The organism is Halocatena marina, from assembly GCF_023276375.1.
GTDB lineage: Archaea > Halobacteriota > Halobacteria > Halobacteriales > Haloarculaceae > Halocatena > Halocatena marina.
Genome location: NZ_JALLPK010000001.1, coordinates 2177722 through 2194153 on the forward strand (window position 1 = coordinate 2177722; position 16432 = coordinate 2194153).

At 52.8% G+C, this 16432-nt stretch carries 12 protein-coding genes; 8 read left to right on the top strand and 4 right to left on the bottom strand.

The window, feature by feature from the left end:
- The first annotated feature begins 258 nt into the window (after positions 1-258).
- Positions 259-2841, top strand: a complete 2583-nt coding sequence (locus MW898_RS09815; protein ID WP_248906759.1) for a heavy metal translocating P-type ATPase — start codon at positions 259-261, stop codon at positions 2839-2841.
- 187 nt (positions 2842-3028) lie between these two features.
- Here the strand turns inward: MW898_RS09815 and MW898_RS09820 are convergent, their stop codons facing one another.
- From MW898_RS09820 to MW898_RS09835, 4 genes are all read right to left on the bottom strand, one after another.
- Positions 3029-3784 (bottom strand): DUF4396 domain-containing protein, encoded by a 756-nt coding sequence (locus MW898_RS09820; protein WP_264383039.1) that lies wholly within the window; start codon positions 3782-3784, stop codon positions 3029-3031.
- 210 nt (positions 3785-3994) lie between these two features.
- A complete protein-coding gene (locus MW898_RS09825) occupies positions 3995-5353 on the bottom strand; it encodes a permease (protein ID WP_248906763.1) in 1359 nt (452 codons plus the stop codon).
- 233 nt (positions 5354-5586) lie between these two features.
- On the bottom strand, positions 5587-6033 hold the full coding sequence (locus MW898_RS09830; protein ID WP_248906765.1) for a DUF6653 family protein: 447 nt from the start codon (positions 6031-6033) through the stop codon (positions 5587-5589).
- 1123 nt (positions 6034-7156) lie between these two features.
- Complete coding sequence (locus MW898_RS09835; RefSeq protein WP_248906768.1) at positions 7157-7915, bottom strand: IclR family transcriptional regulator; 759 nt, start codon at positions 7913-7915, stop codon at positions 7157-7159.
- Between the two features lie 291 nt (positions 7916-8206).
- On the opposite strand from MW898_RS09835, the gene dgoD reads away from it, so the two are divergent.
- From dgoD to MW898_RS09870, 7 genes are all read left to right on the top strand, one after another.
- Positions 8207-9361, top strand: a complete 1155-nt coding sequence (gene dgoD, locus MW898_RS09840; protein WP_248906770.1) for a galactonate dehydratase — start codon at positions 8207-8209, stop codon at positions 9359-9361.
- Between the two features lie 219 nt (positions 9362-9580).
- Complete coding sequence (locus MW898_RS09845) at positions 9581-10948, top strand: extracellular solute-binding protein (protein ID WP_248906772.1); 1368 nt, start codon at positions 9581-9583, stop codon at positions 10946-10948.
- Between the two features lie 255 nt (positions 10949-11203).
- Complete coding sequence (locus MW898_RS09850) at positions 11204-12223, top strand: carbohydrate ABC transporter permease (protein ID WP_248906774.1); 1020 nt, start codon at positions 11204-11206, stop codon at positions 12221-12223.
- On the top strand, positions 12223-13059 hold the full coding sequence (locus tag MW898_RS09855; protein WP_248906776.1) for a carbohydrate ABC transporter permease: 837 nt from the start codon (positions 12223-12225) through the stop codon (positions 13057-13059). The genes MW898_RS09850 and MW898_RS09855 overlap by 1 nt, the downstream gene beginning before the upstream one ends.
- A gap of 10 nt (positions 13060-13069) precedes the next feature.
- Complete coding sequence (locus MW898_RS09860; protein WP_248906778.1) at positions 13070-14197, top strand: ABC transporter ATP-binding protein; 1128 nt, start codon at positions 13070-13072, stop codon at positions 14195-14197.
- 372 nt (positions 14198-14569) lie between these two features.
- Positions 14570-15673, top strand: a complete 1104-nt coding sequence (locus MW898_RS09865) for a Gfo/Idh/MocA family protein (protein WP_248906780.1) — start codon at positions 14570-14572, stop codon at positions 15671-15673.
- Positions 15673-16425 carry a hydroxypyruvate isomerase family protein gene (locus MW898_RS09870; protein WP_264383040.1) on the top strand — a complete coding sequence of 251 codons (753 nt, stop codon included), beginning with the start codon at positions 15673-15675 and terminating at the stop codon, positions 16423-16425. The genes MW898_RS09865 and MW898_RS09870 overlap by 1 nt, the downstream gene beginning before the upstream one ends.
- Positions 16426-16432 lie beyond the last annotated feature (7 nt).

Below are 16432 nucleotides of genomic sequence, written 5' to 3' on the forward strand. Positions count from 1 at the left end.
ACGCATATATCAGCCGAGTTCAGATCTGAAGGTGACTCATACTATCCCAACTTACTTCTGAAACATGGAGAACAACGGAGAGACGCTTGCTCTGTCCGTCGTGTGAATGATCCAATTTCAAAGTACGTCGCGACCGGATGAGAAGACAGCGAGTTAAACAAACCATCTGATTTACCTTAAATCTCAAGGTATCGGGTCCGAAACGTAGAGGAATCACAAGGACAAAGCCATTGAAGGAGCCTCCCTTAAAGAGAAACAATGAGTCAACGGAGGACACAGCTGGAGATCCAGGGGATGAGCTGTGCCAATTGTTCACAGACAATAACGCGAGCCCTACAAGCTCTCGACGGCGTAAGCGAAGCGAACATCAACGCCGCCACGGATGAAGGAACCATCGAATACGACCCCGAAAAGACATCACTCACGGAAATCTACGCAACGATCGAGGACGCAGGATACAGCGCACAGCGTACTTCGACGTCTATCGGGATCATCGATATGACGTGTTCGAACTGCGCCGAAACGAATGAAGCAGCTCTCAAGAACGTCTCCGGAGTTCTCTCAGCTGAGGTCAACTACGCGACCGACGAGGCGACGGTCGCGTACAACCCAGCAAGCGTTACACACCAGCAGCTATACGATGCAATCGAGAACGCCGGCTATTCTCCCATTCGTGATGCGGATGGCTCCAAACGGCGTGACGCCGCACGAAACAAGGAAATCCGTCGGCAACGACGTCTCACGCTGTTCGGAGCAGCGCTCTCCCTTCCGTTGATCGCGTTCCTCGTCGAACGATTCCTGCTCGGTGGGGGCATACTCCCCGAGACGGTTCTTGGAGTCGAGTTTGGCTGGGTTGAATTCCTGCTCGCAACCCCGATACAGGTCGTCCTCGGCTGGTCGTTCTACACGAACTCCTACAACGCGCTCGTCAAGAACAGGACCGCAAATATGGACGTGCTGATCGCGCTCGGCTCCTCGACCGCGTATCTCTACTCGGTTGCGGTTCTGTTGGGGCTGATCGCGGGAAGTCTCTACTTCGATACAGCCGCGCTGATCCTCGTGTTCATCACGCTTGGTAACTATCTCGAAGCCCGCGCGAAGGGGCAAGCTGGCAAGGCGCTCCAGCAGCTCCTCGAAATGGAAGCCGATACTGCAACCATCATCAGCGAGGACGGCTCAGAACAGGAGATTCCACTCGATGCGGTCGAAGTTGGCGATCACATGAAGATCCGACCAGGGGGAAAGATCCCGACAGACGGCATCGTGGTTGACGGACAAAGCGCGGTCGACGAGTCGATGATCACGGGAGAGAGTGTCCCGGTCGAGAAATCTGAGGGAGACGATGTCGTCGGTTCGACCATCAATGAGAACGGTCTGCTCGTCGTCAGAGCGACGAAAGTCGGTGCCGACACAGCGCTCCAACAAATCGTTCAGACAGTGAAAGCAGCACAAAGTCGCCAACCTGACATTCAGAACCTCGCTGACCGCATCTCGGCGTATTTTGTCCCGATCGTGATTGTGAACGCACTGCTGTGGGGTGGTGTGTGGTACGCATTCCCCGCAACACTCGCTAGCATCGTCTCCGCACTGCCGTTGTGGGGACTCGTCGCGGGCGGACCGGTAGCAGCGGGAGGAACCGTCTCCGTCTTCGAGTTCGCGCTAGTGGTTTTCGCCTCAGCTGTCCTGATCGCGTGTCCGTGTGCGCTTGGCCTCGCAACACCCGCGGCAACGATGGTCGGAACGTCGATTGGAGCGCAAAACGGTGTCCTCTTCAAAGGTGGTGACATCCTCGAACGGGCAAAAGACATCGATACAGTGGTGTTCGATAAGACGGGGACGCTGACTGAAGGCGAAATGAAGCTCACTGACGTGGTAGCCTTCGATCCAACCCGAGATGGTGAGACGCCAGTGACTGACGGCGGCGCGCAGATGTTCAAAGAGCCGGTGAATTTCGAGGATCGTGTCATCCGAGTGGCTGCAAGCGCTGAGAGTGGATCGGAACATCCGCTCGCGCAGGCAATCGTCGAGGGAGCTAACGAGCGTGGTCTCGATATCGAATCTCCGAACAATTTCGAGAACGTGCCGGGGCACGGCGTTCGAGCGGCGCTCAGTGCCGGTCAGGCGCTCGTTGGCAACCGCAAGCTCATGCGCGAGAACGATGTTGATCCCTCGCCCGTCGAAGAGGATCTCGAGCGACTCGAAAGCGAGGGAAAGACGGCAATGCTCGTTGCACTCAACGGTGAGCTCATTGGAATCGTGGCCAACGCAGATACAGTGAAAGAGAGCGCAGAAGAGGCTGTAACCGCGCTCATAGAGCGCGGTATCGAGATTCGCATGATCACTGGCGACAACGAGCGTACCGCGCGGGCGGTTGCCGAGGAAGTCGGAATTGATCCCGAGAACGTTCGCGCATCAGTCCTCCCGGAAGAAAAGGCCACCGTCGTCGATGAGATTCAATCGCAGGAAAAGAGAGCGATGATGGTTGGTGATGGCGTCAACGATGCGCCTGCGCTGGCGACGGCCTTCGTCGGGACAGCGATCGGCTCGGGAACCGACGTCGCTATCGAAACGGCAGACATCACCTTGATGCGCGACGATCCACTCGATGTCGTGAAAGCCATCCGTATCTCAGATGGTACGCTCCAGAAGATCACACAGAACCTCTTTTGGGCACTCGGGTACAACACGGCGATGATCCCACTCGCGTCGTTGGGGCTCCTGCAACCGGTACTTGCCGCGGGTGCGATGGCATTTTCGTCGGTCTCGGTGCTGGCAAATAGCCTGCTATTCAGACGCTACTCTCCGGAGCACGACTACGAGCTACTCGGGAGACTTCGATAAGATCCCTTGCTGTGAGCCAACGCAGCAACGGACACACGGTGTCTGTCGGTGTATAGTTCACGTGTGAGTCACTGGAGATGCAGACAACAGTCTGACTGGCAGACACCATTCAATTCATTCGGGGAAGACTTCGAAAAGCTGTTTCTAGAGACTGTGACTGACGTCCACCAACATATCCAGAGCTGTTTCAACCCATTTCTCGTGGGTTCATCATGCCTTCTTTAACGCCCAACGTGATCAGACCCGCGTTGACCGGATAGGCAGCGATGAACCCGACAGACAGGGAGAATGCAAGCGACATCCAGAACAGTGCGCTTCCCATCCCGGCAGTTCCTGCCAACAATAGGTCCGTACCGATCGCCGCAATCTCCATGACCGTGATACTCGGAGTTTCGCTAAGGACTGCATCGGTAGCAGCTTCAACGAAGCTCTCACCTTCTTGCATGAGCGGGCCCACGTTGAGCGCATAACCAAAGAGATACGCAAAGCCAAAGGTGATCAGCACTACCCAGAGCGTACTAACCACGAAGATACCCTGTGCGAGGGTAATACCAATGATCTCGCCCGCGCCACACCCCGAATAACAGTGACTAGTCGAACGCGAACCACGCCGCCAGAACGAATCACGACTGATCTGTGTTCGGCCAGTATACCAGTAGATTGCGAGTCCGAGCGGTCCAGAGTACAGCACGGTCAGCGTCCAGACGAATTTCATCATCGATGGGAGTGCTTGATTGCGTTTCCTAATATCCCACCAGAGAACGACTGTCGATGAGATTACAAGCAGTATCCAGAGTCCGAACACAGCCGGACTCGACAGAACTGGTTTGAGAAGCTCCCTGACTGGTGCGAAGGCCTGTTCGAGTTGTAGACCGATATCGATCAACCATTTCGGTGCTACTGAACGTTGGACTATGTTCGTAAATGCGTGTTGCGGGAGCATTGGTATGAATCGGTGTGGGATTATTCTCTCGACCGTAGCCTTGTCTCGGGAGAGATCGCCGTTGTCTTTGCTAGATTTGGCTGCTTGTTGTGAATCTCGCTTGCCAGTTCAAGCATACTGATAACACGCCCTCTAAATACGTACCAGATCGTGATAGTACGGAAACTATTATTTAGTCGTTGAGGACGTCAACGCTGAGTGTGATCGCAATCACGAGCCGCGTACAAACTCGGCGGGATCGTCCTCGAACACCTGCTTGCAGGTACTCGAACAGAAATAGTACGTTTCACCACCGTAGGTGACACTGAGGCTATCGTCGTCCGTCCGCATCCCACAGATAGGGTCACGGTACTGACCTGGCGCACCGAGCCCACGCCGGTAGACGTAGTAGAGAAAGCCAGAAACGGCGAACGCGATCACGTTGAGATAGAACGTATAGTTGAGTTCGAAATACGTCTGCTCAGTTGCTGTCTGACCCCCTGCGAGGTTCGGAATGATACCAAGCATAGCGAACAGTTGCTCCATGAGAAATCCCACGAACGCCATCGTCACGAAGAACACACAGAGGATGTAGAGCATTACTCTCCAGCCGTAGTACTTGCGATAGACGTTCAAAACGGGAATCGTGATGAGGTCACCATAGACGAATGCAATGACGCCCGCAAAGCCGATCCCACCGCTCCAGAGAGCAACAGCGAACGGGACGTTCCCAATGCTGCCGACAAAGCTGATGACAGCAATCGTCACACCCATGATCGCGTTTTCGGCGGTCACGAGGACGCCCGTTCCCCGAAGAAACAGCGCGTTCCAGACCCGTTGGGGCACGAACACGATGACGAATCCAGCGATGAGAAAGCCCGCGATGATATCACTCCAAATCATCGACCATTCCTTGCGATACTGATTGCCAAGTTTGTACCATCCACCCCAGGACAACAGTTCGTCTTTCCAGTTACCGCTGCTGGCGACCGCCTGCTGGTACGTTTCGAGACACCCTGCAGAACAGAACTTCAGCGTCTCACCGCCGTCGGTCACGAGAGAATACTCATCGGAGCCCTCCATGCCACAGGTTGGATCTTCTGTGATGCCTCGATCGTCTTCGCTCTGATTGAGTTCTTCACGAACCTCCTCGAAGAGGTTTTCGGGAAGTGTTAGGTGAACGATCAGCGCCATCACCGCGATGAGGATGAGGCCACCGAGAAGTTCAGCCACGAGAAACTCCCACCCTAAAAGAATCAGTATCATCAACCCGAGTTCGACGATGAGATTCGTCGAGGCAAACATAAACGCGAGGACGTTCACCACGTGTGCGCCCTTCTTGAATAGTCCTTTACCGATTGCAACAGCACCGAAGCTACAGCCACTACTCGCGGCACCGAACAGCGTTGCCTTCGTGAGTCCACTGAGATTCTCGTCTCCGAGTACCCGCGCCATTCGATCTTTCGAGACGTAGACCTGAACGAAACTCGTAATGATGAGTCCCATAATAATCGCCCATGCGGCAGTCCACAGGAACCCGACGCCGATCCGTAACGATTCGAGAACGCCGTTGACGAGCGTGGATTGCATGTCTGAACAATCAACGCCGTTTGTTTTACCAATTGTTTCTAAAAACATTAAATTACATTTTAGTGGCTTGTTCACACTGTAGAACTCAGAATCGGGAGTGCGATTCTGCACTCGATACATAGTTGAGAAAGTACACGCCCCCTTACCGAACGGTAGACCGGGAACAACGAGCACGATGCATCGATAGAATACCTGTTATCAGACTGTGGCAGAGATCGTTCAGTTAGAATCGATCACTGCGAATCGAGTTCCTCGTAGTGATCGATGATTTCCTTCATGCACCACTGATTGAGTCCCATCGAAGCGAGAGTGAAAACCCCTGTTAAGACCGGTTTCTGCTTATACGCAAAATAGAGGCCGCATAGCATGGTAGGGATACTCAGAGTGTTGAGAATCTGAGGATAGCCACGTCCTACGAGCCGGTTTCCGTCGTTCGTCCAGCGTTCTTCTGCCCGTACGACGTTGTACATCCAATCATCTGATTTCTCAGTCGGCTCTCGAAACACCACCGGATTGACTATCATGAACAGAACGGTTAGTCCAACCATCCGCCACTTACGGTGATAGAGGGCAGCAACGATCACAAACCCAGCGAACAATCGACTCCAGCCACTTTTTGGATTGGAGTGGCGAGCCCACACAGTCTCCATATCGAGTGTTCCAGTCTTTTCTTCGTTCATCAGTATCATCTCTGGAATAGTAGTCTATTGACTACCAGTATAAATCATCACTAGTGTCGAACATCTATAGTGATGAACTGACAAATCCTCGCTGTCACAACCAAAGCAGGACGTCGAAGAAAGAGCAATGAAACGTATAGAGCAATCGAAAACTCTCTCGTAGCTAGTAGGTTGTGTAGAGGCTCGGGAGAGAATTTTCAGGGCCATACTAAAGCTTGAATGCTCAAATGATGCAACAGTATGATTCGACGTGGTGTGATTTGAAGAAATAAGTAGTAACTCATAGTAGAGCAGTTGATGTTTCAGAGTAGCTGAAACTGTGAACGAGGCGTCCAGCAACGACATTGAGTCAAATGGCCTTGATCATTCAACCGAGGGTGAATATGGGCCATTGAGTGTGTGTATCCTCTGAATAGTCATTTTTTGAACTCACTCTACTCAGGCGGGTAGCTGAATTCTCCGATCATCCCCCACCATACATAGTACCATCAAATAGCGAGTCGAATAATAGTAGAAATTCTGATTTGATATGGGCAATTACTTACAACGAATATATGTGTTCGAACCCATGTCACAGTGATCAAAACTATCCCACGTCTCCTATCTGTTACACTCATAGATACCTAGTAATACAATATTAAAATTATAGCCAGAAAGAAAGTGACATGGCGATAAACATGGAAATACAAAGCAAGAAACGGAATTACAGCAGTACTGCTGTAACTACCTTAGTGAGACAGGAAGGCACAGTGCGATAGTATGATTTTTAGCTATAGAACAGAGGCGTTTTCTCAGGAAGAGCTTCGATATTCAACCAGTTGTCTCGATGCATTTTTGGTGAATGTACCACTCGATTAGAGCCGCCTCAAACCAACAGCGACTGACGCGATTCGAAAGTAACACACAATGGACGGTAGCCGACGTAGTGAATCAGCTGTGTCCGTCCATCTCAAGCGAACAGATAAACGAATAAACTGCGTTAACTATTAGTGAACGCCCTTTGAGAAACGTTGACACCAATATAGTATTTGTGACACATTGTCTACAATACTTGTCCAGATAGTCTAATTTAGACAGCAGATGCGACAGTCATTGTAAAACAGAAATTCGTATTAGCGAACGATTATGCCGTTCTGATTTCCTTTTCAATGCTCTTTGCAGCGGAGATCACCAGCCCAACGACATCCTCTTCTAGGCGCTTGCCGGACATATACTGAACAGTACCGGTCACACTCACCGATCCTATCGGAGACCCACCGCTATCAAGAACCGGTGACGCGACACTCTGGATACCCTCAACGAACTCTTCACGGTCGAATACGATTCGCGTATCACGTACCGACTGCAGTTCCGCTTTGAGTTCTGAGCGATCGGTGATCGTCTTATCCGTGAACGTTGGCAGACCGGTCTTCTCGATAATACGGTCTTGTTCTTCGGCATCGAGAAAAGCGAAGATTGCCTTACCCCCAGCAGTTGCGTGAATCGGCGCGACTTTTCCCTCAGATCGTTCTACAGAATCATCTCCGTCTGGCGTGATTTGAAGCGCATAGACCGCGTGGTCGTTCTCTCGGGCTACGAAATGTGTTGTGTTTCCCGTGGTTTCTGCAAGTTGGGTTACGACACTTTTTAAGACCTCAAGCGGAAGTCTGTCGTAAGCTTGTCTTCCAAGTAGCAAAAATCGAAGACTGAGATAGTAGTCATCACCCTGCCGGACGAGATATCCAAGCCGCAAGAGCGTCTGAACGTGCTTATAGACGGCACTCTTCGAGAGATTGACGTTCCGGGCGAGTTCGCTGATGCCAGCACTGCCGTTGGACTGAATCTGCTCAATAATCGCAAAACACGTCTCGGTCGACTGTATCGAGGGTTTGCTTTGTGTCATGATGGCACAATGCATTGTGTAGTTAAAAATCGTTCGCTATTAGTAAACGGCTTGAGCGATAGCGGTCGAAATGAGGCATATTTCGACCTTCGTTGGCAAATCACACGATACACACGAATTTTCGTTCACTGATAGAGAACAGATATCACAGGAGAGGGTAGGCGTTCGAATCTCATTCGTCCATCTGGAGTATGGACCCACTGAGTCAGGGACGGACGGTGTGCGTTCGTCGGTATACTTTCCGAAAAACTATGAAACCAGCCGTCGATCCACTCAACAAGAGATACAAAAATGAATCAAATCATCGACTACGAACTGTTCGAAATACCACCACGGTGGCTGTTCTTGCGCGTTGAAACGTCCGATGGAAGTGTCGGGTGGGGAGAACCGATCGTCGAAGGGCGGTCCCATACGGTTCGGGCCGCTGTCGAGGAGCTACTGAATAACTATCTCATTGGTGAACCCGTCGATCCCATCGAAGATCATTGGCAGACGATGTATCGCAGTGGGTTCTACCGTGGCGGACCAATACTGATGTCTGCCATTGCTGGCATCGATCAGGCACTCTGGGATATCAAGGGCAAGCAGTTCGGAGCACCCGTCTACGAACTGCTCGGAGGCGCAGCACGCCAACGGATCCGGGTGTACCAGTGGATCGGCGGTGACAGGCCCTCCGAAGTGGCCGATGAAGCCAAGCAGACGGTCGAGGCTGGCTTTTCAGCATTGAAGATGAACGCGACTGAAGAGTTAGAGCGCGTCGATGATCCGGCAACCGTCGAAGATGCGGTTGATCGACTACGAAAGGTTAGGGATGCCGTCGGTAGCAGTATCGATATTGGTGTCGACTTTCACGGTCGGGTTACCAAGCCAATGGCCAAGCGTCTTGCAAAAGCACTGGAACCGTACGAGCCAATGTTCATCGAAGAGCCCGTCCTCCCCGAACATAACGACGCCCTTCCAGACATCGCAGCACACACAACAATTCCGATCGCAACCGGCGAGCGGATGTACTCGCGGTGGGACTTCAAAGAGATCTTCGAGAGCGGTGCCGTCGACGTGATTCAGCCCGATCTCTCTCACGCTGGCGGGATTACTGAAGTCAAGAAGATCGCAGGAATGGCCGAAGCGTACGACGTTGCGCTTGCACCACACTGTCCCCTCGGGCCGATAGCGCTCGCTTCGTGTGTGCAGGTTGATGCCTGCACACCGAACGCACTCATTCAAGAGCAAAGCCTGAACATCCACTACAACGAGACGACCGACGTGCTCGACTATCTCGAAGACCCAACAGTGTTCGAGTACGAGGATGGGTACGTCTCGATTCCGGATAGTCCAGGGCTTGGTATCGACATCGATGAAGAGTACGTCCGGAAACAGGCCGAAAAGACCGTCAACTGGCATAATCCCACTTGGCGACACGAAGATGGCAGTATCGCCGAGTGGTAACAATCTCTCAGGATTGAAAGTGAGCTCCCGTTCAGAGATAGATCGAACGACGTGGGAGGGAGCACCATCGGATAGATGGTCGTCATAGCGTGAGAGAACGAGAGACTATCGAACAGATCTGCCGTTCAAGCGTTGGTTCTTTACCCACTACGTGATACTGTCACAATCTTTCATCGGAATATTAATAAACCACCTAACCAATAATCTGGTGAGTTAGCAATGGAGGGCTCTTCAGACCCTAGCGTACGCCGTCGACAGCTGTTGCAGGTTCTCGGGATTACCGGCGTAACCAGCTTGGCGGGGTGCAGTGTCAATTTCGGAGGAGAAAGCGATAGTGGAAGTGGTGGATCCGGCAACGGAAGCGGTGGAACTGGTGGTGATTCTTCACCGAAGATGGCATCTTCAGCCAACGGCTGGGCGTGGAATATCGCTGCCAGAGCACTCAGTGACGCCACCAAAACCTACAACAAGGAGAAAGGTGCCGAGATCTCTGTCGAAGAACTTGGGGACAGTAGGTGGGAGCAGCGGTTCCAGACCGCAATCACGAGTGGAAGCGGCGCTCCCGACTTCTCTGCGATCCAGAACTACGACGTGACGGCATTCGGGAGTAAAAACGGTCTCCACGATCTCACTGCCCGGATCGACGATACGGATGTCCGAAAGGACATCGTCGATGGGAAGTGGGAGACGGTGAACGTAGACGGGAAGGATTACGCGTTCCCGTGGGATATCGGTCCAACCGGTGTGTTCTACAAACGAGACGTCTACGAAAAAGCCGGTATCGATCCGAAATCTCTCAGCACGTGGGACGACTTCATCGAGGCCGGACAGAATCTGCCGGACAACGTTGCGATGATAAATATCCCGACACAGGATGTTCCCCAGCTGTGGCGAATGCTCTTTCGCCAACTCGGTGGACAACCGTTCACCAAGAGTGGTGCGGTGAGCATCAATAGCGAGAAAAGTGTTCGTGCCGCCCAGCTGATCAAGAACATGAAAGAAGCTGGCATCGCGAAACGAATAGAGATGTGGTCCGGGGGATGGTTCACTTCATTCGCTAATGGCACGCTCGCTTCGATTCCAACGGCAGCCTGGATGGACGGGACGCTCCGGGCGGAGCTTCCAGACACGGCCGGGAATTGGGGCGTCTACAAGTTACCGGCATTCGAGAAGGGTGGAACCCGAGCGTCGAATCGCGGTGGTTCGAATATGGCGATTCCTGCCCAGATTGACAACACAGGGGTTGTCGAGCGTGCGTGGGATTTCATTGAATACTCGATGACGACACCCAAGGTCCAGAATATGATGCTCGAAGAATACGGCCTCTTCCCGTCACTGACAACCGCGTATGATGCCGACATTTACGACGAGAAGCTTGACTTTTACGACGGCCAACCCATCTTCCGTCTGTTCGCGGACGTGGCGACGAAGATCGAGCCCTACCGTTATACGATCGACACACCGGAGGTTCAGGACGCGCTCAATACCGAATTGGGTCGGATGCTGGATGGGAAGAAATCACCCAAACAAGCCGTACAAAAAGCTGCGAAGACTGTTGCCGACCGAACCGGCAGGAAAGTGGCATAGAGACTGCATCCTCTGGTATGTGGACGTAATCTGTGACAAGACAATGAGCATCCTCGTAGGAAATAAGAAAACCACTATGCATCGGATATTGTTCAGGCGAGAACGTCGGGGGGCTGAGATAGTTTCGTCTGCTAGTCGGACCGATTCTCTGGACAGGTACGGAGTGGCCGTTAGAAATGTCTCGATACGCAACCGACAGAAGCGAAGCCATCAGCATCGATGTGAACCACCTCACGCCGAAAGACAACTGCATCCATGGTTCTGAGCACGATTCAAGCTAAACTACGCTCTTCGAATGCCTATCGGCGGGTCGCCGACCAGTTTCGCTATCGACGACAAGACGTCTCTGCTGTTGTTCCGGAGATCCCAATGCTTCCGCAGCTGTACATCTCTCCGTTCTTTATTCTCTTTGCGGTGTTCCTGTTATTCCCGACAGTGTACACGCTCTATCTTTCGTTCTTCAACTACCTCGGGGCCTCCAATGAGATCCTGCTAACAGCTCGAATCGGAATCCTTGAGATAACGATCCCCCAGATCGCTGATCTGGAATTCGTCGGACTGAGTAATTATCAACGCCTCTTGTTCGAGGATTCGCTTTTTCATCAGTCCCTTTTTAACACCTCATTTATCTTCTTCATTCAGGTGCCGTTGATGGTCGGACTCGGACTCGCAACAGCACTCGTACTGGACGCGAAGTTCATCCGAGCCAAAGGCCTGTTTCGGACGATCATCGCCCTCCCTGTTGCGACGGGACTTGTCGCATACTCGACGATCTTTCTTCTGTTGTTCAACGGCGACATCGGCCTGATCAACTACACCCTCGAACGCATCGGGATCGGGACGATTTCGTGGTTGGGTGACGCCTGGTGGGCACGGATCACGCTCGTCATTGCCGTCACGTGGCGCTGGCTCGGATACAACATGATTATCCTCCTATCCGGACTTCAGACCGTTCCAGAACAGTTGTACGAGGCCGCGGAAGTCGATGGCGCGACACAGTGGCAGAAGTTCCGATTCGTGACACTGCCGCAGCTTCGGCCGGTGCTGCTGTTCGTGGTCGTCTCCTCGACGATCGGGACGTTCCAGATATTCGCCGAACCGTACGTCATCACCGGTGGTGGTCCATCGAATGCGACCATCACGATTGTGCAGTACATCTATAGACAAGCATTCATCCAGTTGAATCTCGGATACGCGAGTGCGGTTTCGGTTGCGCTCGTCGTTCTTGTGAGCGTCATGTCGATAATCCAGCTTCGATACGGAGGGGCAGAATAATGCGCCAACAAACCAAGCAAGAGGCTCTGTGGAGATTCGGGGGCTACATATTCTTGTTGACGATCACAGCCCTCATGATAATCCCCATCTACTGGATGATCGTTGCGGCGACGATCCCGCAATCAGAGTTCTTCTCGTGGCCGCCACGCCTCATCCCAGGATTGCACTACTTCGAGAACTTCCAGGCGTTACAGGAGAACGTTGACTTCGTCCGGAGCATCGGCAACAGCCTCGTTATCGCCGTCTCATACACGGTGCTGTCGCTCATTCTCTGTTCGATGGCTGGCTTCGCCTTCGCAAAGTATGAATTCAGGTTCAAAGAACCGCTGTTCTACTTCATCCTAGCAACGCTGGTCCTTCCGATCCAGTTGCTCATCATTCCGCTGTTCCTGTTGATGACGCAGGTTGGGTGGACGAACTCGTACATCGCTGTGATTCTTCCGTGGGCTGCGAACCCGCTGGGAATCTTCCTGATGCGACAGAACATGAAAGCAATCCCCGACGCGTTGCTCGAATCGGCTCGAATGGACGGCGCGACGGAGTTCCAGCTGTACTACAAGATCGCGCTGCCGACGATGATCCCATCGTTGGCCGCCTTGGCAATCATCTTATTCCTCAACCAGTGGCAGGCATTTCTCTACCCACTCGTTATTCTCCAAGAAGAGGCGATGTTCACGATACCGATCGCGTTGGCACAGCTCGTCGGACAGCAACGGGTGTACTTCGATCAGATCATGGTCGCAACCTCGCTGGGCATCATTCCCATCTTCCTGATGTTCATCTTCCTACAGCAGTATTTCATCAAAGGCATCCTTTCCGGCTCGGTCAAACAATAAGGTGATTATAATGGCTACAATCGATATTACGAAACTCCGCAAAGAATACGGCGACGAAAACGAACAGATCGTTGCAGTCGAAGACCTCGACCTCACTATTGAGGATGGGGAATTCTTGGTCTTCGTCGGACCGTCCGGCTGTGGAAAGACGACGACACTACGGTGTATCGCAGGACTCGAAGACGCCACAGACGGGAGCATCGAGTTCAATGGGACGGACGTGACTGAAAGGCGTGCGCGAGAGCGAAACGTCGCAATGGTGTTCCAGAACTACGCACTCTACCCACACATGTCTGTGAGAGGTAATTTAGGATTCCCGCTTCGACTCTCGACGAAACAATCGAGCGACGAAATCGACGAAAAAGTCGATTCGGTTGCACGCCTTCTCGGTATTGAAGATCTTCTCGCGGACAAGCCAAAAGAGCTCTCAGGAGGACAGCAACAGCGGGTTGCGCTTGGTCGTGCAATCATTCGTGATCCTGAAGTTTTCTTGATGGATGAGCCGCTTTCCAATCTCGATGCGAAACTCCGGTCGAAAATGCGGACAGAGCTTCAGGAACTCCAACAAGAACTCGACGTCACGACCGCCTACGTGACCCACGATCAGGTTGAGGCAATGGCAATGGGAGACCGGATTGCGATTCTCGATAAGGGGAGACTCCAGCAAGTTGGAACAGCCAACGAGGTCTACCGATCACCGGCCAACGAGTTCGTTGCCGGGTTTATTGGGAGTCCGAGTATCAATCTGTTCACCGCGGAAGTGGACGGAGACACCTTGCTTGGACCCGGAGAGTTCGTGTATACGCTTTCCGATCGTTCGCCAGTCGAGGACACAAACACTGTACGCGTCGGCGTACGGCCAGAAGACATGCAACTCGCCTCCAATGGGAGCATGCCGAGTGTCGTTACAGTCGTCGAGCATATGGGCAACGAAAACTTCCTCTATGCTCAGATAGGCGATATCGATCTGACGGCTCGTGTTGAGAGCGAGGTACAACCGTCTGAGGGCACAGAAGTTGATTTCGACTTCGAAGAAGCGGATCTGTACCTTTTCGATGTCGAAACAGGAAAATCCATCAAGACCAAAACAGCCGAAGCGGGAATCGACTACAGCCAGTACGTCCAGAACAACGTCTGAAGCGGTGTCTTTCGGTGTTTGGTCGGATGCTGACTGCCTCTGAAATTATTTCAATATCACAGACAGTAGAGGCCATCTATCTGTAATTGATCAAACACACGGTTCGAACGATTTTCGAAGCACAAAGCGGAACGTCCACTCGGTGGAGCTCACTGATGAAGATGGGAGTGACGTTCGAGTAGTTTTACAAGGCGAACAGCACATCAGAGCACAAGTCCGAGCCGAAAACATCGAGTCATACTCTACCGATCGATCTCGGGAATGAAAGACACTTGCTCGTTCCAACCAGCAAGCAATGCTATATTATTGTCAGCATAGTATCAGTTGCCGTTTCAGGAAACGTTTTGTGACTACTCATAAACTGGTTAAGGGATGGTCTATACTGTTGCCGTAATCGGTACCGGGACCGAGCCAGAGAATCCAGGACGTGATGGCTACGCGATGGCGTATCATCACGCGACTGGCTACGAAAAGCAAGACGAGTGCAATCTGATAGCGTGTGCAGACATCGTCCCTGAGAACGCCAACGCGTTCGCCACCGAATTTGGTCTCGACGACGAGAACGTCTTCGAAGACTACACCGAGATGCTCGATGTAGTCGAACCAGATATCGTCTCCGTCTGTGTTCCACCAGCAATTCATGATAATATCGTTCTCGACTGCATCCGAAGTGGTGGAGTCGAGGCGATCCACTGTGAAAAGCCGATGGCCGACACGTACGGTGGGGCGAAATTGATGACCCAAGAGGCACTGCGCCACGATGTTCAGCTCACATTTAATCATCAACGGCGATTCAGTGATGCGGTCCGAACCGCAAAGGAACTCCTCGACGCCGGTGAAATCGGTGATCTCCATCGTGTGGAGTTCGCGGCACCGGTTGGCATCTTCGACTATGGGAGCCACTCGTTCGACTTGTGCAACTATTTCAACGACGAGACGCCCGGAGAGTGGGTGTTCGGTCAGGTCGACTACTCCGAAGAGAATATTCTGTTTGGTACACACAACGAGAATCAGGCGATCGTCCATTGGGAGTACGAGAACGGTGTCCACGGGATCGGCACGTCGGACAGCACCGGCACTGGCGGCCCTGCGAGCGCAGTCGCGTGCCACAACCGCCTCGTAGGGACCGAAGGAGAGATTGTGGTCGGACCCAGAGACGACGACAGCGAAAATCCCCCCGCACTGCAGATTCGTCGAGACGGTCATGGGTGGGAGACGATTGAGACCGACGACGGTCTCCACAGCTGGGAGTTCGTTGACCGCGCTATCGCAGAGAACATCCGTTGCTTGCGCGAAGGAGAACAGCCAGAACTCGGTGCAGAAAACGCACTGAACGCGACCGAACTCATCTTCGCCGCGTGGGAGTCCTCGCGCCAGCGTGCGAGGGTGGATCTTCCGTTAGAGATCGACGATAACCCGCTCGAAGCGATGGTGAACACAGGCGATCTGACGCCGCAACCGAGGAGTGAGGAGTGATGGTTCAGCTCTCTGTCTGTATCGAGATGGTTTACGATGATGAGCCCTTCCACGAACGAATCCATCGTGCTGCCGATGCTGGCGTTGAAGCCGTTGAATTCTGGGATTGGCGGGGAAAAGACCTCGATGCGATCGAGACCGCAGCAGATGAAACGGATGTGCGTATCGTCGGATGCACGGCTGGTGGGGTTCTCACTGACCCAGACGCCGCTGACGAGGCGACAGCGACCATCCGTGAGTCAATTGATACCGCTGCAGATCTCGGTTGTTCGACGCTCATTGCGACGACCGGTCCCGATCAGGAGGGATTGGACCGCAAGACCCAACACGAGAATATCGTCGATGTTCTCTCCCGGGTCGCTCCAGCAGCCGAGGAGAGCGGGGTAACACTTGCTCTCGAACCGTTGAACACAGCAGTCGATCATCCAGGATACTACTTGCAGACCGCTGGCGAAGGATTCGAGATCATCGAGGCAGTAGACTCCGAAAGCGTAGCGCTCCTGTACGACGTGTACCACCAGCAGATCACGGAGGGTAATGTCATCGCAACGATTACAGAAAATATCGAACTGATCGGGCACGTCCACATTGCGGATGTACCAGGACGGCACGAACCGGGGACTGGCGAGGTGAATTACGAGAATGTGTTCGACGCTCTCGATGAGGCCAGTTACTCCGGCTTCGTCGGCTGTGAGTTCTCTCCGACAGGTGATCCAGAGACTGCGATGGCTACAGTTATCGATTATACATAAGCCAGTC